The sequence below is a fragment of the Pyrobaculum ferrireducens genome (assembly GCF_000234805.1).
GTDB classification, from domain to species: domain Archaea; phylum Thermoproteota; class Thermoprotei; order Thermoproteales; family Thermoproteaceae; genus Pyrobaculum; species Pyrobaculum ferrireducens.
In genome coordinates, this window is sequence record NC_016645.1 from 18,611 (window position 1) to 38,462 (window position 19,852).

General features: G+C 51.9%; 26 protein-coding genes. 10 read left to right on the forward strand and 16 right to left on the reverse strand.

What is annotated here, in order from left to right:
* The first annotated feature begins 53 nt into the window (after positions 1-53).
* Positions 54-1,211, forward strand: coding sequence for a phospholipid carrier-dependent glycosyltransferase (locus P186_RS00025; RefSeq protein ID WP_014287306.1), 1,158 nt, complete (start codon positions 54-56; stop codon positions 1,209-1,211).
* Here P186_RS00025 and P186_RS00030 read toward each other — a convergent pair.
* Positions 1,198-1,572 carry an Sjogren's syndrome/scleroderma autoantigen 1 family protein gene (locus P186_RS00030; protein WP_014287307.1) on the reverse strand — a complete coding sequence of 125 codons (375 nt, stop codon included), beginning with the start codon at positions 1,570-1,572 and terminating at the stop codon, positions 1,198-1,200. The two genes, P186_RS00025 and P186_RS00030, sit on opposite strands and share 14 nt — an antisense overlap.
* A 46-nt stretch (positions 1,573-1,618) precedes the next feature.
* Between P186_RS00030 and P186_RS00035 the strand changes: the two genes are divergently transcribed.
* Complete coding sequence (locus P186_RS00035) at positions 1,619-2,302, forward strand: serine/threonine protein kinase (protein ID WP_193383986.1); 684 nt, start codon at positions 1,619-1,621, stop codon at positions 2,300-2,302.
* On the opposite strand, the gene P186_RS00040 is transcribed toward P186_RS00035, so the two are convergent.
* A complete protein-coding gene (locus P186_RS00040) occupies positions 2,276-2,794 on the reverse strand; it encodes an RNA-binding protein (protein WP_014287309.1) in 519 nt (172 codons plus the stop codon). The genes P186_RS00035 and P186_RS00040 overlap by 27 nt on opposite strands.
* A gap of 148 nt (positions 2,795-2,942) precedes the next feature.
* On the opposite strand from P186_RS00040, the gene P186_RS00045 reads away from it, so the two are divergent.
* From P186_RS00045 to P186_RS00060, 4 genes are read left to right on the forward strand one after another with little or no spacing between them, the layout of a single operon-like run.
* Positions 2,943-3,695 carry a helix-turn-helix domain-containing protein gene (locus P186_RS00045; protein ID WP_014287310.1) on the forward strand — a complete coding sequence of 251 codons (753 nt, stop codon included), beginning with the start codon at positions 2,943-2,945 and terminating at the stop codon, positions 3,693-3,695.
* Positions 3,692-4,771 carry a tRNA (guanine(26)-N(2))-dimethyltransferase gene (locus tag P186_RS00050; protein ID WP_014287311.1) on the forward strand — a complete coding sequence of 360 codons (1,080 nt, stop codon included), beginning with the start codon at positions 3,692-3,694 and terminating at the stop codon, positions 4,769-4,771. Before P186_RS00045 ends, P186_RS00050 begins: the two co-directional genes overlap by 4 nt.
* A gap of 7 nt (positions 4,772-4,778) precedes the next feature.
* Positions 4,779-5,288, forward strand: coding sequence for an AAA family ATPase (locus P186_RS00055; protein WP_014287312.1), 510 nt, complete (start codon positions 4,779-4,781; stop codon positions 5,286-5,288).
* Positions 5,285-5,716: an RNA-binding domain-containing protein gene (locus tag P186_RS00060; RefSeq protein ID WP_148682533.1), complete on the forward strand. Its 432-nt coding sequence runs from the start codon at positions 5,285-5,287 to the stop codon at positions 5,714-5,716. The genes P186_RS00055 and P186_RS00060 overlap by 4 nt, the downstream gene beginning before the upstream one ends.
* Here the strand turns inward: P186_RS00060 and P186_RS00065 are convergent.
* Genes P186_RS00065 through P186_RS00075 form a run of 3 tightly spaced genes read right to left on the reverse strand, consistent with a single transcriptional unit; the run spans position 5,619 to position 8,379 of the window.
* Positions 5,619-6,395 carry a TRM11 family SAM-dependent methyltransferase gene (locus P186_RS00065; RefSeq protein WP_014287313.1) on the reverse strand — a complete coding sequence of 259 codons (777 nt, stop codon included), beginning with the start codon at positions 6,393-6,395 and terminating at the stop codon, positions 5,619-5,621. The genes P186_RS00060 and P186_RS00065 overlap by 98 nt on opposite strands.
* The gene (locus tag P186_RS00070) at positions 6,395-7,390 is read right to left on the reverse strand and encodes a DUF373 family protein (RefSeq protein WP_014287314.1); all 996 of its coding nucleotides are present in this window, start codon (positions 7,388-7,390) and stop codon (positions 6,395-6,397) included. The genes P186_RS00065 and P186_RS00070 overlap by 1 nt, the downstream gene beginning before the upstream one ends.
* A complete protein-coding gene (locus tag P186_RS00075; RefSeq protein WP_014287315.1) occupies positions 7,390-8,379 on the reverse strand; it encodes a coiled-coil protein in 990 nt (329 codons plus the stop codon). Before P186_RS00075 ends, P186_RS00070 begins: the two co-directional genes overlap by 1 nt.
* Before the next feature lie 104 nt (positions 8,380-8,483).
* Here P186_RS00075 and P186_RS00080 point away from each other — a divergent pair, with 104 nt between their 5' ends.
* A complete protein-coding gene (locus P186_RS00080) occupies positions 8,484-9,197 on the forward strand; it encodes a helix-turn-helix domain-containing protein (RefSeq protein WP_148682534.1) in 714 nt (237 codons plus the stop codon).
* On the opposite strand, the gene P186_RS00085 is transcribed toward P186_RS00080, so the two are convergent.
* A complete protein-coding gene (locus P186_RS00085) occupies positions 9,198-9,671 on the reverse strand; it encodes a ribosomal protein L13e (protein ID WP_014287317.1) in 474 nt (157 codons plus the stop codon).
* A 73-nt stretch (positions 9,672-9,744) separates the two neighbouring features.
* Between P186_RS00085 and P186_RS00090 the strand changes: the two genes are divergently transcribed.
* A complete protein-coding gene (locus tag P186_RS00090; protein WP_014287318.1) occupies positions 9,745-10,056 on the forward strand; it encodes a hypothetical protein in 312 nt (103 codons plus the stop codon).
* A 319-nt stretch (positions 10,057-10,375) separates the two neighbouring features.
* Here the strand turns inward: P186_RS00090 and P186_RS00100 are convergent, their stop codons facing one another.
* The 6 genes from P186_RS00100 to P186_RS00125 all read right to left on the reverse strand — a co-directional run bounded on the left by P186_RS00100 (position 10,376) and on the right by P186_RS00125 (position 15,111).
* Positions 10,376-10,705: an HIT family protein gene (locus tag P186_RS00100; RefSeq protein WP_014287320.1), complete on the reverse strand. Its 330-nt coding sequence runs from the start codon at positions 10,703-10,705 to the stop codon at positions 10,376-10,378.
* A 32-nt stretch (positions 10,706-10,737) separates the two neighbouring features.
* Complete coding sequence (locus P186_RS00105) at positions 10,738-11,739, reverse strand: transcription initiation factor IIB (RefSeq protein WP_014287321.1); 1,002 nt, start codon at positions 11,737-11,739, stop codon at positions 10,738-10,740.
* Between the two features lie 75 nt (positions 11,740-11,814).
* Positions 11,815-12,774 carry a replication factor C small subunit gene (locus P186_RS00110; RefSeq protein ID WP_014287322.1) on the reverse strand — a complete coding sequence of 320 codons (960 nt, stop codon included), beginning with the start codon at positions 12,772-12,774 and terminating at the stop codon, positions 11,815-11,817.
* Positions 12,771-13,211 (reverse strand): hypothetical protein, encoded by a 441-nt coding sequence (locus P186_RS00115; protein ID WP_014287323.1) that lies wholly within the window; start codon positions 13,209-13,211, stop codon positions 12,771-12,773. The genes P186_RS00110 and P186_RS00115 overlap by 4 nt, the downstream gene beginning before the upstream one ends.
* Positions 13,212-13,236: 25 nt before the next feature.
* A complete protein-coding gene (locus tag P186_RS00120; RefSeq protein WP_014287324.1) occupies positions 13,237-14,406 on the reverse strand; it encodes a TGS domain-containing protein in 1,170 nt (389 codons plus the stop codon).
* Between the two features lie 24 nt (positions 14,407-14,430).
* Entirely contained in the window at positions 14,431-15,111 is a 681-nt protein-coding gene (locus P186_RS00125) for an enoyl-CoA hydratase/isomerase family protein (protein ID WP_148682535.1), read from the reverse strand.
* Between the two features lie 45 nt (positions 15,112-15,156).
* On the opposite strand from P186_RS00125, the gene P186_RS00130 reads away from it, so the two are divergent.
* Complete coding sequence (locus P186_RS00130; protein WP_014287326.1) at positions 15,157-16,476, forward strand: NADP-dependent isocitrate dehydrogenase; 1,320 nt, start codon at positions 15,157-15,159, stop codon at positions 16,474-16,476.
* Here P186_RS00130 and P186_RS00135 read toward each other — a convergent pair.
* The 3 genes from P186_RS00135 to P186_RS00145 form a co-directional block, all read right to left on the reverse strand.
* Entirely contained in the window at positions 16,473-16,946 is a 474-nt protein-coding gene (locus P186_RS00135; RefSeq protein WP_014287327.1) for a GNAT family N-acetyltransferase, read from the reverse strand. The genes P186_RS00130 and P186_RS00135 overlap by 4 nt on opposite strands.
* Positions 16,947-17,082: 136 nt before the next feature.
* Entirely contained in the window at positions 17,083-17,949 is an 867-nt protein-coding gene (locus P186_RS00140; RefSeq protein WP_014287328.1) for an NMD3-related protein, read from the reverse strand.
* A 4-nt stretch (positions 17,950-17,953) separates the two neighbouring features.
* Positions 17,954-18,904 carry a DNA cytosine methyltransferase gene (locus P186_RS00145; protein WP_014287329.1) on the reverse strand — a complete coding sequence of 317 codons (951 nt, stop codon included), beginning with the start codon at positions 18,902-18,904 and terminating at the stop codon, positions 17,954-17,956.
* A 46-nt stretch (positions 18,905-18,950) separates the two neighbouring features.
* On the opposite strand from P186_RS00145, the gene P186_RS00150 reads away from it, so the two are divergent.
* Positions 18,951-19,541 carry a hypothetical protein gene (locus P186_RS00150; protein WP_014287330.1) on the forward strand — a complete coding sequence of 197 codons (591 nt, stop codon included), beginning with the start codon at positions 18,951-18,953 and terminating at the stop codon, positions 19,539-19,541.
* Here P186_RS00150 and P186_RS00155 read toward each other — a convergent pair.
* Positions 19,516-19,824 carry a hypothetical protein gene (locus tag P186_RS00155; RefSeq protein WP_014287331.1) on the reverse strand — a complete coding sequence of 103 codons (309 nt, stop codon included), beginning with the start codon at positions 19,822-19,824 and terminating at the stop codon, positions 19,516-19,518. The genes P186_RS00150 and P186_RS00155 overlap by 26 nt on opposite strands.
* Positions 19,825-19,852: the final 28 nt, after the last annotated feature.

Genomic DNA, 19,852 nt, shown 5'->3' on the forward strand with positions numbered 1-19,852 from the left:
GTCTACTAGGTTTTAGTAAATTTTCTTTAATAAGGGTGTTTAGACCCGGGCTAATGAAATACGCCTATGCTGGCCTCGTCTTGGTGGTTGCGGTCTTTGCGTACCTGGCCTACACGGTGGCGCAGTTGCCTGGCTCCGACGGGTTGCCGGGCGGGCCGGGGTACATCTCTGACGAGGTTTGGTATGTGACCTCGGCGAGAAATTTGCTACACGACTTTTTCAGGTCAACTGCTAATTCGCCATATTTCACAACAACTACAAACTGCCTCACTAATGAGAGCAGGATTGTCAAGGAGTATACGAAGATAGATGCGGTTACTGTCGAGGGTGGAGTTGCGTGTTATTTGAGGAGGGGGTTTCCCTATCCCGACAAGGAGGGTATCCTTAGCTACTACAACCTGGAGCACCCGCCCCTAGCCAAGTACGTGATCGCCGCCGTTGAGGCTGTGAGGGATGAGCCTCTGTTTTGGAGGTTGCCGTCTATCGTCCTGGGTTCTCTGACCTTGGTGTTTGTGTTTCTGGCGGCTAGGCGGGTGGCCGGCGAGCTGTACGCGTTGATAGCCGCCGCGCTTATGCTTTTTGACAACACCTTTAGAGCGATGGCTGGCATCGCCATGCTGGACGTGTACCTCGGCTTCTTCACAGCGTTGCTGGCCTATCTCTACCTCTCCGGCAGGCTCCTGGGGACGGGGGCCGCCCTTGGGCTAGCCGCCTCTGTCAAGTACTCGGGCGCCTTCCCCATCTTTGGGCTGGCCTACCTCCTGGCGAGGCGCGGCGTTAGGAACTTCGCGGCGGTGCTTTTAATGGCCGTCTCCGTCTTCCTCATTGTCAATATGCCGATAGCGGGAGGGCTGGGGTTGGAGAGGTGGGTCAGGGAGATCCTCGGCGCCTTGTCTTGGCACACCACATCTAGGCCTCCTGGCCCGACGGCGTCTAGTCCGCTGGACTGGCTGATTATGCAGAACAGCTTCGCCCTCTACATAAACCCCGATATCTACGCCAGCGGCACGCCGGCCTACTTAATAGCGCTGATCTACAGTTTGTATAGGAGGGATGACGTGTCTATCCTCTACCTCTCTACCTACGGCGGCTACTGGCTTGTGTACCTCGCGGGGAACCACACCCTCTACAGCTTCTACACGGCGCACTTCACCCCCCTGGCCCATATAGTGCTGGCGAGGCTCTTCGCAGACTTGTCTAAAAAGACTTAGCCTGCTGCTTCGAGGCCTCGGTGTGGATGCGGCTCAGCCTCTCGTATATGTCCAGGAGCAGGCTCATCGACCTTAGATGCTCGATCATCTCCGGGGCAGACAGCTTCTCGATCTCTCTCCCCAGCTGGAGTATCTTGTCGAATACAATTCTCCTCACCTCTCTCAGCTGTACCACCTCCACGGCTTGTTGCGCCTCTTCCTCGGTCTTTACGAGAACAACGGTGCGTTCGCAGTTTGCGCAGTAGAGCTCCCCGGTTTTGAGTCTGACTAGTACAGTGCCGCAGACTGGACAGGTATAGGAGGTGAGGGTAGCCCCCGCCCTCACCAACTGGGCTATTTTCTTTACGACGTCTTTCTCCACGACGTACTCCCTCCATGTGTTTATAAAATTCTTGCTACGGAGTTATGTGCCGGACAGCGCGGCGGTTCTGCTCCTCCACACTCTGGGAGGCGGGGTTAGGCACGTGGCTTCTGTGCTTCTCCAGATAGAGGAGCTACAGCTAGAGGTTCTAGAGGGGGGCTCGGTGATGCTTAACGGCTTTTACGTAGTGGGTAAGGGCACCAACAGCGTTGTGTATAGGTGTAGGCCTAGGCTTGGGGGCTTTGACTTGGCGTGTAAGATCAGGCGCGGCGACTCTACGAGGCCCTCGCTGGCTCAAGAGGGGCAACTTCTCCACATTGCCAACTCTGTTGGCGTGGGGCCCAGGCTGTACACATACAGCAGAGACGTAATTGCCTACCGATATGTAGACGGGGTGCCGCTGGAGAGGTGGTGGGGCGGCGCTGGGAGTCAGCAGAGGAGGGATCTCGTCGAGGATTTGTTGACTCAAGCCTTTAGGCTCGACGCCGCCGGCGTTTCTCACAACGAGTTGTCTAGACTGGAGAGGCACGTAATAGTCGAGGGTGGGCGGCCTGTCATTATCGATTTCGAATCGGCGACTCTAGGCGGCGGCAGAAATGTCACCCAGGTGGCAAACGGCTTGATGCGCCTAGGCTTGAAGCCGCCTGTAGATGCCTTGAGGAGGTACAAGTCTTGTATGTGCCGCGACGCCCTCGACGAGGTCTTAAGAGGTTTTCTTAGCCAGCTCTAGCGATGCCCGCCAGATGCGGTCTCCCAGGTAGTGTAAATTCAGCAGTACCTTCCCCTTCTCCATCTGCTGGATCTCTTCGCTGGAGTGGAGGGCGACGGCTATCGCAATTGCGCGGCCCTTCTCGTCAACAACAAAGACTGTATCCCCCTTGTTAAACTCTCCCTCTAGTTTTTTTATCCCAGGCCGCATCACATCTGCGCCGTCTATGATCCTCTTCACGGCCCCTGCGTCTACCACGGCCTTGGGGAGGGGCGGTAGCAACGCCCCCTTTGGTGATTTGTGAATTAGATATAACGAGGGTATTATGAACTCGCCCAGGTCTTTAACGGATACCTTAGAGAGGAGGGGCTCGCCGTCTACAAGTATTATGGATTCTTTCTCAGTCAACGGGACTATTTCAACAGTATCTACATTACTCATTATCGGCGCCGCGAATTTGTGGGACTCGCGTAGCTCCTTTATCTCCCTGTTGCTCAACCTTATCCTCCTCACAAGCGTACCACTTCCAGAAAGTTAAAATTGTTGAGCCGGCGTAGATCTGTGCATGAATATCTCGTCACTGATTGGCCTTGCCGGGTCTCTTCACCGTTTTGATAGCCACAAAATCTTTTAAATATTCACGCACTCCCAATTACTGGAGATGGGAAGTAAGTTGATAGAAGCCACAGTAAATATAGTTAGGAGTAGGGGAGAACAACTGTTCATAGACGTCAGTAGGCCCTACGCCTATACATTAGTAGCGAAATTTGACAGGTATAAGTACATAATGAGGATTGCGCCTGACGCGGATCAAGTTTCGCAGAGCTCGCTAAAGGATCTTAAACTCCTCAGTATGTACACCGACGCGGCTAGTATATGTGTGGTGTCTACCGTCAAGTCTCAAGTTTTGCAACGCGGCGTTGTCCACATAAAGGACAGCGTGGTCTTTATGTCTCTGGCAACGTTCACCGACGTGTTAGAGGGCAGAGAACCTGTGTATAAGCTAAGCCGCGGCATCATCACAGCCTCGATAGATGGAGAGAAGCTGAGGGAGAGGAGGCAGAAGATGGGTATGAGTCTAGGCGCGCTGGCGCACAGCCTCGGCGTGACGAGAGAGACGGTGTACCGCTACGAGCGCGGCGAGATAGAGGCGCCGCTGAGAGTCGCCGAGAGGCTGGCTTCTATATTCGGCGACGATATTATGAAGAAGATAGAGGTGGGCGAGAAGCCAAGGGCCACACCTGAGGAGCTGGCTAGTAGGCAGATCTCTCCAAATACATATAAGCTCGTCGAGTCACATCCAGACGCCATTAAACACGACGGCAGGACCATATTCATTACTTCAGATCGTGAAAGGCTTAGAAAAACTATTGAGCTGGCGCAGGCGCTTAGCGCAGAGGTGGACAAGGCGTGAGGCACCTAGCTTTGAGGAGGGAGGGCGCCGTGGAGTTCTACACTCCAGATCCCGAGAAGTATGGCGGCATATACTCGGCGCCGGTTTTTTACAACCCAGCTATGGAGAAGAACAGGACTCTCTCCGTGTTGATACTAAAGGCGTACGGCAAGACCGGCCTCACCGTATGTGAGCCGCTCAGTGGGACGGGGATCAGGGGGATTAGATATGCCGTGGAGAGCGGAGCCGTCGGCAGACTGGTGCTTAACGACATATCCAAAGAAGCGACTGAGCTCATTAAGAAGAACCTAGAGATAAACGGCGTCGACGCCGAGGTATATAATGAAGATGCCAACGTCTTGTTGCATAGGCTGAGGGATACCTGCGACGTGGTGGATATAGATCCCTTCGGCTCCCCCGCGCCGTTTATGCAGGCGGCCTTCAGAGCCTTGAGGGAGGAGGGACTTATCTGCGCCACAGCCACCGACACGGCGGTCTTGGTTGGGCGCTATCCGCGAAAATGCCTAAGGAGATACGGCTCTGTGGCGTTTAGGACCCCCTTCTATATAGAGGTGGGTCTTAGAAACTTAATCGGTTTCGTGGCTAGGGTCGCCGCGTCGGAGGACTACAAAATAGAGCCGCTGATGTCTTACTGGGAGGGCCACTACTTCAGATTCTGCGCATACGCCGTCAGGGGGGCCAGAGACGCTGACGACAACTTCCGCAACATCGGCTACCTCGAGTACAAGGGTGGGCTGAGGAGGGTAACTACGCGGCCCGGCGCGAGCTACCTGGGGCCTCTGTGGATAGGACCCATGGGGGAGCCGCTGATTATATACAAAATGGCGGAGTTCGGACCTCACCAAGATTTCCTGAAACTACTGGCTGAGGAGTACTCCGTAGCCGCCCCTTGGTACTACAGAATGCCTGAATTCGCTGTGGGTGGCAGGAGTGTAACTCTAAAAGAGGCCTTGAAGATCCTCAGGGAGGCAGGTATATACTCAACTGCGACGCATATGTCTCCAGATGGTTTCAAAACCGACTCTAGCTACGGCGAGGTGGCGAGGGTACTGAAAACATATAACTACGCCACTTAGAAACTTCGTGGCTGACGTAGTAGCTGTAGCTGGACTCCCCGGGGCTGGGAAGACTACACTGGCTAGGTTAATTGAGAAGATGGGGTACAGCTACTACAGCCTAGGCGACGTGGTTAGGCTAGACGCTCAGAGGCGTGGGTACACGCCTGACAAGGCGGCGGTGAACCTACGCCTAGAAATGGGGAGGAGGGCCGTGGTAAACATACTTCTAAAAAACGTCGAGCCTGGCGGAAAGATTGTAATCGACGGAGTGAGGAGCCTAGAGGAGGTTGAGGCCATCGAGGAGCACCTAGGCCCCACCTTTCTCATATACGTAGTCGCCTCTAGAAGAACGAGGTATCAGAGACTCGCGGCGAGGGGTAGGAGTGATGATCCGGCTGTTTATTCCCAGTTCCTCCTAAGAGATCTCAGAGAGTTGAGGTTCGGCCTCGCGGATCTCCTCGCCAGGGCCGACTACATCGTTGTCAACGAGAAGCCTATTGAGGAGCTTGAACGCGAGTTAAGAGGCTTGTTATGAGAGTCGAAGCGGTGGTTGAGGTTAGGCTGACCGAGGACAAGAACAAAGTTTTGAAGGCGCTGGAAAACGTATTCACCCCCACCTCTATAGAGGAGAGGAGGGGAGACACCGGAGTAGTTCTAGTCGCTACGTGCGACGGGAGTGAGTGTCTTGAGAAAATGAGGGGGGCCATCTGGCGCCAGGGGATACAAGACGCGGCGAGGGGCGTGATCTCCAGGGGGATAGTCGGCGAGGACACGGTAGTATTTTCAATTAATAAACAGGCGGCGTATGTGGGCGTTGTTAGTTTCGTCACAGAGCCGGGGGAGTCCCCCCTAGGCCCCATAACTTTTACCGTGAGGACGAGAGATGTGCGTCAATTTCTCGACTGGCTGGCGCCGCGGACTTACAGAGGCAAGGTGTACTACCAAGCCCCTCCCCCCGATTAGAAACTCTCCATATGTAAACCACCCGGTAGAGGCCGCCGTGGAGATACATAACACAGCTCCTCAGAGCAGGAACGTCCACATATATGGGAGAGGCGAAGACCACGTAACCTCCGCTCTTTACAACTCTAGAGGCCACCTCGGCGAACTCTTGTATAAGAGCTCTTATCTCCAACTCCGACTTCGCCAGCCGGCCGTAGGGCGGATCGCCCACGGCGGCGTCGAGACCCCCCCTAAGCGGGGGGAGAACCGCGTTTGCCTGCGCCACGTCGCCAGACGTATTACGCCTAGCTATGAACAGGGCCTCCAAGTCCAGGTCCGTCCCAACCACGTAGCCCCCCGCCCTCTCGACCTCGTGCGCCACGGCGCCCGTGCCCACGAACGGCTCCCAGATCCTACTCCCCTCTGCCACCCGGGCCAGGTTAACCATGAGCCTGGCTGTTATGTAGTCCAGCGTCTTGGTGGACCTCTCGATCTGCGGCTTCTCTTTCCTAATCCTCTCCCCATTTACTGACTTAGCCAAGGAAGCCCTCTTGAAAATTTCACAACTAGGACAGGTAAATACCGCGTAGCGCGCGCCTACCTCAGCCGGCTCGCACCTGCCTATCTCCGCCAGCGCCATCGCCTCCTCGCGCGCGAGGCACGGGTACCTCTGCCCCAGCCCCACCACACAGATCTCCATTACCTCTCTAAAACACGCCTAGCGATATAAACCGCCACCACGATGAGAAACACCGCGGCTAGAAACTCGCCGATAGCCGTCAACACCTCTACGAGATTACCCTCCTGTTTGGTAATAACTGGGAAGAGGAGGTAAAAGAAGGAGAAGGTTACGCCCCCCGCTACTATACCGCCGTACTTAATTTTCTTGTTTATTATATACGCCTCACTTACATAGGACACGTAGGGAATGACTACGACCGCTAACAGTACGTAGTTAGGTATTATCTGCACTCCTAGAAAGAGAGACGCCAAGTAGATAACTACTATAAACATAGATACCACCGTTATGATAAAAGTCACTTCATATCTCTTTAACACGTCTCTAAGAAAATCATAAATACCGAATCCATATATCATTATAAAGAAAGCCATAAATAAAAATACAATATTTATCATGTATCTAATAATTTCTATGTTAAAAGTGTTTCCAAAAAGTAGGATAAAGATTAGAAGCGCAGGTATGCCCACGGTGTATCTGCGATACTCCGGCTCTTTAACCGCCTTGTTTAGATAGTATCTAAAAAGCGTGACCGTCTCCTCGACGCCTCTCGCCTGTTTTACCACTACTCTATAGACAGACATCACAGGCCTCTTCGACTGAATTGCTGGGATCGCCGCCTCGTCGCTGGGCCCGTCAGAGACGAAATAAATAGCATCCGCGTCGTACAGCGCCAACACCTGTTCCAACTCCTTAACCACAACTACGTCAGCCACAGCCGGGTCTGGAGAGCCGCTAATCACAGCCACATTTGTGTTCTCAACTCCATATTCAGAGGTCAGCCTATCGTATATCTTCACTGCGGCAAACACGGCGTTTGCGTCTGAGTCGTCCGGGTTTGCCAGTATATACCTAATTGCCAGCCTCAACACCTCGTCTCTCCCTACAACAGGCGTCTCAAATCCCTGGGCCTTTAAATCGCCGTCTCTATCGACGTATAAAACAAGAACACGCACTACTCTTCCGGCAGGTATCCAGCCTCTATCAATATCTTAATTTCGTCATGAGTCAACCTCTCTCCATTTAGCAACCTGTTATACAAGACCTCCGCCCTCTCCTTCAGAGACTCAACCCGCTCCTCTCTCGCCCTAGCCCTCGCCTTGTTCCTCTCGGCTAGCTCTAAAGCCTTTAGCAGTACGTTGTATTTCTCCAGCTCCTCCTGGAGAGCCCTCCTCTTCTCTCTAAGCTCCTTCCGCTTCAGAGCCAGCTGTAGAATCTCCGACTTGATTTCCTCCCGGCGTTTTTTCAGCTCTTCTCTCCTCTCCTTCAGCTTCGCAAGCTCCTTGTACACCTCCTGCCTACTTGCCTTTAGCTGGGCCAGCTCTTGTTTTACAGTATTTAGATCTTGAACTAATCTAGCTATTTCGCTTCTAATGGCCTCTCTCTTGCTTTTAAATTCGTCAATTTGAGACTTTAACTCAGCTATATGCGCCTTTATCTTCTCCATGGAGTCCGCCAGGTTCAACTCCTTCTCTATCTCACTTATGTACTTGATAAACTGCCTCTCCCACTCGGGGTTTGTAGGCGAGGTTTCGAAGAAGTACTCAAGTTGTTCAATTATCCGCTTCAACTTATCCTTCTCAAGCGTCTTCCCCCCCACATACTCATTTATTGTACTCAATAGATTTCTATAGATAACTAGTTTTTCTCTATATTTCTGCATAGTTATATTCATATTTAGTAATTCACTCCTAAGACTTCTTATCTGGTTTATTATCTGACTCTTTCTCTCCACTAGGGAGCTTATCAACTCTCTAGTTTTCTGAAGCCGCCCCCTAGCGCCCTCGATATGCGACCTCACCTCGGCGAGCTCCTTCCGGATTTCCTCCAGGAGAGTTCTTTTGTTGTTTATTTCGCTAGTGGTTTCGTCTATCTGTCTCTGGACCTCGTCAATTCGAGAATTTATTTCACGGATTTTCTCAAGCAACTCTTCCTTACTAAGCACGCCTATAGAAAACCCCTAATTTAAATCTTATATCCCGGCACTACATGCCTCCCTCGGCGTTTAGCCAAAAAGTAAAAATTAAAAATCACATATTACATACACACGTGAGTCATCACCACGTAGCTATATACATAGCTGGCGATATAATAGTCTCGGATAATCCAGGGGAGGCTATAAAGAAGTGGAGACTTATTTTTGGGCTTACGCAGACAGCCATAGCGACTAGGCTAAACACATCCCCCAGCGTTATCAGCGACTACGAGTCGGGCCGTAGGAAGTTCCCAGGCTCTAGATTCGTTAAGAAATTTGTACAGGCGCTAATAGAGACAGATCTAGAGAGGGGCGGCATGGTTATAAACCTCCTCGAGCGCCAGCTGTTAAAAGAGAAGTTCTGGATAGCGGTGCTCGATATGCGGGAATTCTCAGAGCCTGTGCCGGCTTCGGCTTTTCTACAGGCGATAGGGGCGGAGGTTGTGGTCCGCCCGCCCCCGGGCCTCGACATACACGGCTACACGGTCGTCGACAGCGTCAAGCTGGTGCTGGAGGTGCCTGCCGCCGAGTATGTCCGGCTTTATGGAAGTACGACTCAGCGCGCGGCGATATTTACAAAGGTATCCACCGGCCGCTCTCCGATGATAGCGATAAAGTCCATGTCCTCTGTCCTAAGTGTAAAGCCGTCGCTTGTGGTGCTCCACGGGCTGAAGCCCGACGCCATTGACCAACTCGCCGTGGAGATTGCAAAGAGAAGCCATATACCGCTTGCGACAACTACTATGAGTATTGAAAAGCTGATAGAGAACTTGAGACAGTTTAAGTAGCTACTTCCGGTTTATAATTTTTGATATTCTCAATACGTTTCCTAATCCCTTCGTCGCCTCGTGCCTCTTCTTCAACGCCCTCTCCCTGGCCTTCTTCTTGAACTTGTAGTTGTGAGTCTCTCTGAGCTTCACAGAGGTCAGCCCTCTGGACGCCCTGCCGGCGGAGGTCAAGCCTCTGTACGCCCTCCCGCGCTTCCGCTTTATCTCCACTAGTTTTGGATACGTCGGCTCAGGCGGCGCGATCTTGCCCTCCAACACGTCGAGAAGCCACTTCCGCAGATTCTCCACGTTCTGAGGCCACGAGGATCTCCTCCTCTCGTCCACCGGGATTCCAAGCAACCTCGCCTGATCAGCGTTTATGCCTACTGCGCGTAGCTCCTCAAGAGAGTAGCCTCTGCCGGTCTTCCACCTAGTCACGCCGCCTTGGGCTATCCTCGCGGGTACTTTCACAAGCGGCTTCGGCGCCTTGGTCATCAAGCCCTCTTATTGACCTCTTTATAAATCTTCACACGCAACAAGCTTATTTACCGGTGCTATCCATCTGCTGGTGCACAGAGCCTTAGCCACGGTGGCTGTGTTTAAGCTTTTCTTATCGCTCGTCGTGTTTTTTACTACATCCACCATCGACGCGGTTCTGCTAGTAAGCGTCTTGTTGATGACAATATCTGCATTAATTATCCGCATAGTTGAGGAGGCCGAGGTTGCCTTCATCCTAGTGGGGCTTATACTGCTCATAGACGTTATAGGTCTACTCCTCTCCTTTACTTTACTATCGCTGAGGGTGGTGCTGGCGTATGCGTTTCTCGTGGTGTGGGACATCCAGGTACTAATGCTCCTTAGACAAATCCTACGGACGTGACTACTCCACCACCTTAATCACCCTGCGGACTCTATACATATCTAGATACCCCCACGCCTCAAGTACTATGTCTACTTCACCTACGCCAGATAAGATCTTTATGAGGTTACCCTCCACTTTTAGCTGAACGCCTTTAGGCTCTACTTTGTATTTGAAGTTCTGAATAAATATATATAGTTTATCTAAGTCGATTATACTATTACTCTTTACTGATTGTGGCAGTGGATAATTTTTAAAAATTGTAACTAATTTGTAGTCGTGGTGGATTCTCTGGGCTAAGAAAACGCCTATAGCTAGTACAATCGCCGAGGATACGGCCTCAAGCGTTAGATTCATGGCAACATTTTTCAATAACCCTCTCATATACGTCGCTGGGAGCTAGCGGAATTACCTTTATGCCGCCGAAAAACGCCACATTTACATCCCCACACCAACGAGGTATTATATGCACCTCCCGGTCTTTGATGTAGATATTAAAACCCTCCGGGGAGAACTCGGCCTTCATGTACCTCACCACGTTATCTATGACGTTTTTTAGAGTTGCGAGTTCTCTCTCCCCGAGTTCGAGGACGGGGTTCTTTAATTTGATCACCACGTGGCCGCCGTTGAAAGGCCTCTCCGCGGCCTCTACCACTACGTCAGCTACCACCGCGGACCTAGAGGAGAGGTTTTTAAAAAATTTTACTTTATAGGTACCTTGATGTTAAGCGCCTTAGCTAATTCTTTGTACCTATTCCTGACTGTGACCTCTGTGACTCCGGCGGCCACCGCGAAGTCTTTCTGAGTTCTGTTGTCGCCGTGCATTAGCGAGGCGATGTACACCGCGGCGGCGGCGAGGCCAGCCGGATCCTTACCGGCGGTTATGCCGGCTTTCTTCGCCTTCTGAAGTATGTCTATTGCAGACTTGATCACCTCACCGCTGAGTTTTAACTGTTCCGCTATCCTTGAGATGTAGAGGATTGGGTCGCTTATAGGCACCTTTACATTTAGCTCTCTGAGGAGGAGTCTGTAGCACCTAGCCACCTCTCTCCTCGACGCTTTTGTATACCTAACTAGCTCGTCTAGAGGTCTTGGCATCTTCATCATACGGCAGGCCATGTAGAGGGCGGCGGCTGCCATGGCCTCTACAGACCTCCCTCTGACTAGCTCCTTCTCTAGTGCCTGTCTGTAGATCTCCAGCGCCTGTTCTATACAGGGCCTTGGTATGCCCATGGAGCTCCTCAGCCTCTCTAGCTCCTGGGCGGCTTGTATGAAGTTTCTCTCGTACGACGTCTGTACCCTGGCCCTTGTCTGCCATTTCCTCAGCCTAATGACCTCTAGCTTTCTCTTAATGTCGAGCTCTTTCCCAGATACGTCTTTGTCTCTCCAGTCTATTACCGTGGTTAGAGCCTCTGAGATGAGTCTCGTGAGGGGGGCGCCGGTACGGGCCCTCTGGCCCTTTTCCTCTGAGGTAAAGGCCCTCCACTCCGGCCCCAGGTCGAGGAGCTGTTCCTGGACAACTGCGCCGCATACTATACACACCACCTCACCCTTCTCGTAGTTGTATACGAACTTGTCATTCCCGCAGATGGGGCATCGGTATACCTCGCCAGTGTCTGTAACAAGACTTAAATACCCCTCACTATCTCTGTTGATGCGGAGTTTAAGAGGCTTGCCTGAGGACGTGGGGTTAGTCCCGGACATGGCGTGTTTATAAGCTTTTCTGGGGTATAAAAATCTTTCGTTTATAACACGAGACTGGTTCTGGGACAGATGTAGCTATCTAGACCTTAGAAGTTTCCTAACTTTAGCAAGCGCGCCGTAGATCTGTGTAAGTCCGTGGGCCCCCCTCAAGATGGCGTAGTGAGCCTCGGCTATTATGTAGGCAAGCTCGGGTTTTACATACTCCGGCACGTCTAGCCTCAGCACCTCTCTGTGTATCTGCTTTATAATCTCCAGCTCGCCGACGCCGCCGTCCACCACGAATCCATATATCTGAGTGGCGGCTTTTCCAAAACTCCCCTTCACAGCCTCGTGAAGAGCCTCTCTCAAAAGACGGGGGCTCACCATGCCGAGGGCTCTGGCCACCACCTCCTCAGTCACCTCCTTATCTACAGAGGCGGCTATCTGCAGGGCGTTTATAGCCCTCCTCATATCGCCCTGGGTGAATTCATATATCGTCTCTAGCGCGTCGTCTGAGATCTTAACCCCCTCGTTCTCGGCTATGTAGCGGAGCCGTGTAAAAACCGCCTCCTTGGGGAGGGGGGAGAACCTAAACATTACAGTGCGGGACTGGATAGGCTCGATAATCCCGCTGATGTAGTTTGCTAGTAGTATGAATCTTGTGTTTTGTGCGTATATTTCCATTATTCTGCGTAGTGCTTGTTGTGCGTCTGAAGTCATGTTGTCTGCTTCGTCTAGTATGACTAGTTTGAAGGGGGCTTTGCCCACGGGCGCCGTCCGCGCGAATTCCTTTACTCTCTCCCGGATTACGTTTATCCCTCTCTCGTCTGATGCATTGAGCTCCAGCGTGTTCTCCCGCCAGTATTCACCGTAGAGTTCTCTAGCCAAGACAAGGGCCATGGTGGTCTTCCCAGTGCCGGGAGGGCCGTAGAAGAGGAGATGCGGCATGTCGCCGCTCTTCACAAAACCCCTAAGCCTAGCCTTAACCTCCTCCAAATCCACCACCTCATCAAAAGAACGAGGACGATACTTCTCAAACCAAAACAACTCGCTCATATGTAGAACTCCTCTGCCAGCTCTGTTTTTATGTATTGACCTCCTTTAAGCAATACGTAGCCAAGGCGGTTCAAGATTTGTAAAAGTTCGTACTCCCTCCCGCCGAGTTTTTCCGCATCAGACACAGATATGGGGAGCTTCTCTAGCAACTCACGCGCGGCTTCTTTCAGCACTACATACTCTCTGTTCGTCCCTTCGTCTCGCAGCACCAGCACAAGGCCTCTCTCCAGGGCCTGCCTCAGCGCCTGCCTCGACTTAATCTCCGACAGCTGTACAAACTTCTTCTCCCGGAGCATGTCTATAAAAGAAGACTTCTGGGGCTGACGCGCTCCCGGCGCCGATTTTTTCAACTCCCGCAACTCCTCAAGGACTGTGTTTAGCATTATCTCTATCTCGTCTAGCCTCTCCAGAACCCGCTTAACGTCTTCGCACACCACGTAACTCTTGTACCGAATTAAATATCTAGGCGTGTATCTCTACCACGTCGTTGTCGTGGAGGACGTAGTCGCGCCCCACTCTCTTTGGGTGGCTGGGGAATGTCTCTCTGCGCCACACCACTGCGTATTTAAACGTCTCGGCGAGTGAGGAGTGTATTAAAGCCGCCACCTCGCCCACTGTGGAGCCGGCCTTCACCACAATAGGCTTGTTTACATAGGTCTTTGAGTGGATAGGTTTTGTAAATACTCTTATCCTCCCCGTGGCTTGGAGAAGATCCTCTAGCAACCTCCTCCTGTCTAGAGAGCAACTCCTCAAGTCGGCTAGGTAGTACCTAACGCCGCTTTTAGAAAAGAAATCCACGACGTCGGCCGCCGGCTTTATGGAGTCTATTTTTGTGACCACGGCGATTGTGGGTTTATACATCTTGTCGACGTACAGGGCTTCCTCTACCTCGTCGAGCGCCACTGCGCCTTCTATGTAGACAACAGCGTGGTGTATCCCGTACTCGTTTAGAATCCTCTTGACATCGTTTAAAGTGCCGCCCAGCACCCTCCCCCCTCCAATTATCTGTATACCGCCGAGGCCACGCCTCTCAATTTTCACGTAGTTGCTAGGCGGCGTAAGGTGCACACCCTCGTCTTCAAAAAAGCTGAGAATTTTCTCCAAGGCTCTGAGGTCGGCGTCGGCGCCCACCACCAGCAAGACGGCGTCGGCGTTTCTCACCGTGGCCAGGGTAATGGTGTTTAGCTCGCTACTCTGTTCCAAAACTAGACTCGGCGTCTTGACCAGCTGTACATAGACGCCGTCTTCTACAAACATTGAGGGCACTGGCTCCACGGTGGAAAACGGCAGGTCGTCAGGTCTAAGCGTTGTGTTTGTAAGACACTGGAGGAGGGAGGTCTTCCCAGAGCTGGGCGGCCCCACAACAGCCACCTGGATGTCGCCCTCCTTAGCCACGTAGAGGCGGGCCCCGCCTCCGCCGCGTATTGCCCTCTCTTTCTCCCGCCTCTCGTAGAGCTCTCTCTTCAGCTCAGCCATTCTCCTCCTGACGTGTTTTATAAGCTTCTCAGTGCCCTTGTGCTTAGGCACCGTCGAGAGAAACTCCTCCATGGCCCTGATCTTGTCCTCCGGCGTCTTAGCCTCCATCACCTTCAGCCACGCGGCCTTGGCCTCGGCTGGTAAATTCGCCGGCACTGGAAAAACTACGCCCGGGGCTTTTTAGACTTTCCTGCCGAAGAACTTCCTAAGCCTCTCTCTAGTCTCCTCGCTGGTGCCCACCTCAGCCAGTTTGTGTAGATAGGGAACCGCGTCGTCCACCACTTCAAGAAGGCGCCTCTTCGGCGAGGCGAAGCTCGCGACGTGGCTAGGCGGCGAGAATAACTTCTCAAGCTCCAGCCCGCCTATTTCAGAAACGACGCCGAACGATAAAGCTTCACGCGCCGTGAAATCTCTGCTCAACATAATCCTCAGATGGCCATGTGAAAACAGACGGCTCCCTATCGCCACGGTGTACGGCGGGAAAAGCCCCAGGTTTATGCCCTGCAGAGAAAATTTCACCGACTCGTGAGCCGCGACGACGTAGTCTAGGAAGTACAATAACTCGACCCCGAAGCCGTAGACGTCTCCCCGTACATGCGCCACCACCCGCCTCTCGCATTCAAGCAACTTCTTAACAAGCTCATGAATCTTCAAAAGGTACTCAAACGCCTTTTCCCTCCCCTCTAGAAATATCGACAGATCTAGCCCAGCGGAGAAAACCGGACCCTCGTTCGTAATTACTACATCTCTCTCACATCTCAGCCCTAGTAGATCCTCGAGAAGATTTGGCGTAAACGCGTTTCTCTTCTCACCTATGAGGACAACTCTGTCGTATTTGCCAATTGTTTCTATCCTTATCACAATTCCGCCTAATAAAGACATTTTAAACTATTCGTCGAGAGGCATATGGCTACAGATATTGAGAAAATTAAAAGCAACATAACAAACATAGTGCCATACGCCGGTAGGTATGTAGAGCCGCCTGAGGGTGAATACGTACAATACACAGGTCCAGGCCAGCTGAAGGTGCCGGACAAGGTTGTGATAGGGTACATAGAGGGCGACGGAATAGGGCCAGAGGTGGCGTACGCCGCCATAAAGGTTGCCAACGCCGCCGTAGAGAAGGCGTATGGCAAATCGAGGAGAATAACCTGGTACGAGGTTGTGGTTGGGGAAAAAGCCGAAAAAATCTTCGGAAGCCGGTTGCCGGACCAGAGCGTTGAGGTGTTGAAAAAGGTGAGGGTATTCCTCAAAGCCCCCCTGGAGACTCCGGTGGGTGGGGGTTTCAGGAGCATAAACGTCACTCTGCGCCAGCTTTTTGATCTCTACGCCAATATAAGGCCGGTTAAGTACTTCCCCGGCCTCCCCTCCCCCCTAAAGAGGCCGGAGTTCGTTGATCTGGTTATTTTCAGAGAAAACACCGAGGACGTATACGCCGGTATTGAGTGGCCATACAACAGCCCAGAAGCCGCTAAGCTGAGAGAAATCTTGAAGAGGGAGTTCGGGGTCAGCCTAAGAGATGACGCTGGCATCGCCATAAAGCCGATAAGTAAATTCGGCACGCAGAGAATAGCGAGGCTGGCTCTGAAGTTCGCCGTGGAGAACAAGAGGCGTGTCGTAACTGTGATGCACAAGGGCAATATACAGAAGTATACAGAAGGAGCCTTCAAAGAGTGGGCCTTTGAGGTGGCTAGGAATGAATTTAGGAACTACGTGGTGTTTGAAGACGAGCTGGCTCAATACGGCGGCAAGGTGCCTGAAGGCAAGATCTTGGTGAATGACAGAATCGCCGACAATATGCTACAGCAACTACTCACGAGGACAGGCGAGTACGATGTAATACTAGCGCCGAACCTCAACGGAGACTACGTCTCTGACGAGGCCGCCGGACTCGTCGGAGGACTCGGCGTGGCGCCTGGCATCGACGTGGGGGACTGGGGAATGATGGCGGAGCCCGTGCATGGAACAGCCCCGAAGTACAGAGGCAAAAACTACGTCAATCCGACGGCGACGATATTAGCCCTGGAGCTACTACTCCGCTTCATTGGGTGGAGGGAGGCAGCAAACTACATAATCAAGGGCGTTGAGACCGCGTATAGAGAGGGGTACTTCACGGGAGATCTCGCTAGACAGATGGACGAGGATGAGAGAAAACAAAGAGTTAAGGAGGTACTCGGAACTCAGGAATTTGCAGATAAAGTAGTTGAGATAATAAAAAACCTCTAGACTTCTTTTGCAAATAGGTACTCGACAGGCCTAAAGCCCATCTTTTTATAAAAGTTAATAGCTATTTCGTTAAGGGCCGGGAAAGAGGCCATAATCACCTCGGCGCCTCTCTTCCTCAGCTGCTCCATCCCCTCCATCATCAACCTCTTGCCAATACCCTTCCTCCGGTACTCAGGTAGTATATAGAACTCCCTGATAATGCCGGCGTACTTTGGGTAGTAGAATATCCTATCCTCGACGTCGCCTTTCAGCAAACCCACCACCTTACTGCCCTCCACCGCAACCACCAGCACAGAGGAGGGGTTATTCAAGGCGTTTTCTAAATACTTACGGGCGGCTTGTTCTATGTCTGGCGCCACCTGTAACAAGGGGTCAAACTCGGCATTTAGCTTCTTCAACCTCACTACTAGTTGAACAGCTGAGTCAAGGTCTTCTTTTGTAGCAGGCCTAATTACTACAGTTGGATACATGCACATGATCTATCAATACATTTTTAAGTATTCCCAATAGCCAAATATTTAGTCTATTAAAGATAAATATAAAACTTTTATTATTTCTATAAAAAATTTACTATTTAAAACTAAGTTAATATTATGTATAGCCTATTTATTGACCTATAAGTATTATTTCACTATTCAAGAGCTCCGAAATCGTCAATTGATCGTACTTACCTGTTTCTACAGAGTAAAGAACCACGTGCCTACTACCGATGTCGACAATCCTCTTCTCCTCCCCCCGTATCCTCACCACGTCGCCGGGCTTATACGTAACTAGACGCAATGAATAAGTCATGTGGTATACTTTCCTGCCGTCTTTAACACCAACCACCTTTGCGGTCTCCTTTATAGAACTGGGGAACTGCCTATGCAAGACATATGCTAAATGTCTAGCTAAATTTGAATTAGTAGTATAAATATCCAGCCCATCTTTCAAATATTTTATTTCACTAATAAATCCGATTTTCTTATCTTTAAATTTTAATAGTTCTTGTTCAATTATATTAAGTATTTTCTTTTTATATGTGTCATCGAGTCCTCGAGGGGTGCCTCTTATCTGTAGTAGAGCAACCTCTCTACGACTCAGCATTTCTCTACAGGTATTACAAATGTCGTATTCGTATTCGAACTCCACTACGTAGCTTAACGACCTCGGCTCAATAGAGGGGTGTGGAGAGCCTTTAACAACTACGTTGATTACTATCTCACCATCACTTTGCGAAACCTCCGCCTTCTCTAAAACACCTCTGATCGAGGTCTTTTCAGATATGATCCTCCTAGCCACCTCCCCTAAGTCGCCTCTCTTCCCCCTCACCCATTTACCCCCTAGGAACACCGCGCCGCAGTATTTACATCTCAGCAACCTCCGCTCCTTCACCAACACCAGGGGGTGCCTCTCAATGTAACACTCTTCACACTGACCCTCAATAAGTCTGTCCACAAGACGGCCGCAGTAGGGACATGGAACTTTAGCCACGTATCTATCCCCTCCCCTCTAAATATTTTCGCACTTCTACCGCTATTGCGTAGGCGAGGGGAGGGGGGACACTCTCCCCGACTTGGTTGAATTGGGAGTCTTTTGAGCCGAGGAAGACGTAGTCGTCTGGATATCCCATCAACCTGGCCTGCTCTCTCACAGTGAGGAGCCTGTGCTCCTCGGGGTGGATAAACCTCCGGGAGCCCATGACGGTGGGCGCCACGTCGTCCCACACCAGCCTTATATAGTTTTCATAGAAGCCGCCGGCCCCCCGGAACCTCATCAAGGCCTCGCCAGGCCTCATCTTAGCTATCCTCTCCTGTTTCTTTATGCTGATGGTCACAGTGTCGTGATTCGGCGGGTAGGCGCTGTCGGGTGGAGGCAGGCCGTGGAGCGCTTGTCTGACCGTAACGCCGCCGGTCTTGGGGGGCTTTATCTCGATATTTGATATGAAGACCCGGCGCCTTCTGCTGGGCACGCCGTAGTCCTCGGCATGCAAGACGTTGAAGTATACTTCGTCGTAGCCCACCCTCTTGAACTCCCTCCTTATGTACGTCTTTAAAGGCTCCTCAGCCAGCGCCGCGACGTTTTCCATTACAAATACCCTCGGCCCTATTTCACCTACGAGTCTTATAAATTCCAGCGTCAGTTGCCCGGCGGGGTCTACGTAGAGCCTGTCGGCAGGTTCCTCCATTCTCTCAGGGTTAGCTGCCGTGAAGGGTTCACAAGGCGGACTACCGATCACAACGTCGACGGTGTTTGAATACTTCAATAAGTCTCTGTAGCTGACGAGCCTCACGTCCTCCTGCATCACCACCGTTTTGCTGTGGTTAGCGCTGTAGGTCCGCGCCGCGTCTCTATCCACATCAACTGCAACCCTGATTCTAAACCCGGCCTTGGCGAACCCCAGGCCGAACCCCCCGCCACCTGCAAATAGATCAACTACGTTATACACTTCCCGTTAGTGAGTAAATTATTTAAATACACAACCCACCCCCTTTATGGGCTTTGCCAAGAGGCTGAAGTACCGCCTTAGCGATTTGATACGACTGGAGAAGCCAGACGCCTGGAGCTCCCGCTACGGCAAGGCGTTTGAGAAGGCTGTGCTGACGCTGATCAAGGCTAGAGACGCCGTTGTGGCCCTCCGCACGTTTATAGAGAACTACGGCGAGCCCCACACCGGCGCCTTCAGCAAGTTGGTGAAGCTGACGCCGTGGGCGAAGAAAGTAGTCGAGATAGAGCCGGCCCCTCCCGTGTTTTTCCAGATAGACGGGGTCACCATCACGGCGCAGGCGGACTTCATTGTGAAGTACGCAGACGGCAAGAGGGAGCTGGTGGAGCTCAAGTCCCACATACTTAAGAAAGGCGAGTGGAAGACCAAGGCCGAGTGGTCCCTAGCTACTAAGATAATGCGCATGCTGTACAGAAAAGCTGGCTACGACTACCCGCTACGCCTAATATACTTCGTCGACAATGGAACAAGCGTGACGCCGGAGGAGGAGGTGTTCATATATCCAAACGACGAGAAGGACGACGAGACGCTTCTAAGCGTCCTCCGCGAAAGGCTTAAGAGGGCCGTCGAAGGCAGGTAAACCTCTCCCTAGCCAGCTGATAGGCCTGCTTCACTATAGACACCGCGGCGTCTAGCTTATCCAGGTGGCGGGTCTGCACCACGGCATTCTCGTCGCCGATCATAAACTCGACATAACAGTCCTCTTCGTCGCTCCAGCTAAAGACGATGAATACATAGAAGTCGTCCCCGATCTGTATCTGCGCAAGAGCCTCGCTCTGCCGCCACTCCACTGTGAAGGCCTCTACCTCCCTATCTATCCTCTCCCCTAGCTCTCTGAAGTACTGCTCTACCCTCTGCCGCATATGGGTAGCTAGATCTCTCTTTAAATAG

Bases quoted from the DNA above. Each gene is read 5' to 3' on its own strand.
- P186_RS00025 (WP_014287306.1), top strand. From the start codon at position 54: ATGAAATACGCCTATGCTGGCCTCGTCTTGGTGGTTGCGGTCTTTGCG.
- P186_RS00045 (WP_014287310.1), top strand. From the start codon at position 2,943: ATGGGAAGTAAGTTGATAGAAGCCACAGTAAATATAGTTAGGAGTAGG.
- P186_RS00060 (WP_148682533.1), top strand. From the start codon at position 5,285: ATGAGAGTCGAAGCGGTGGTTGAGGTTAGGCTGACCGAGGACAAGAAC.
- P186_RS00065 (WP_014287313.1), bottom strand. From the start codon at position 6,395: ATGGAGATCTGTGTGGTGGGGCTGGGGCAGAGGTACCCGTGCCTCGCG.
- P186_RS00085 (WP_014287317.1), bottom strand. From the start codon at position 9,671: ATGACCAAGGCGCCGAAGCCGCTTGTGAAAGTACCCGCGAGGATAGCC.
- P186_RS00105 (WP_014287321.1), bottom strand. From the start codon at position 11,739: ATGTCCGGGACTAACCCCACGTCCTCAGGCAAGCCTCTTAAACTCCGC.
- P186_RS00110 (WP_014287322.1), bottom strand. From the start codon at position 12,774: ATGAGCGAGTTGTTTTGGTTTGAGAAGTATCGTCCTCGTTCTTTTGAT.
- P186_RS00130 (WP_014287326.1), top strand. From the start codon at position 15,157: ATGGCTACAGATATTGAGAAAATTAAAAGCAACATAACAAACATAGTG.
- P186_RS00135 (WP_014287327.1), bottom strand. From the start codon at position 16,946: ATGTATCCAACTGTAGTAATTAGGCCTGCTACAAAAGAAGACCTTGAC.
- P186_RS00150 (WP_014287330.1), top strand. From the start codon at position 18,951: ATGGGCTTTGCCAAGAGGCTGAAGTACCGCCTTAGCGATTTGATACGA.
- P186_RS00155 (WP_014287331.1), bottom strand. From the start codon at position 19,824: ATGCGGCAGAGGGTAGAGCAGTACTTCAGAGAGCTAGGGGAGAGGATA.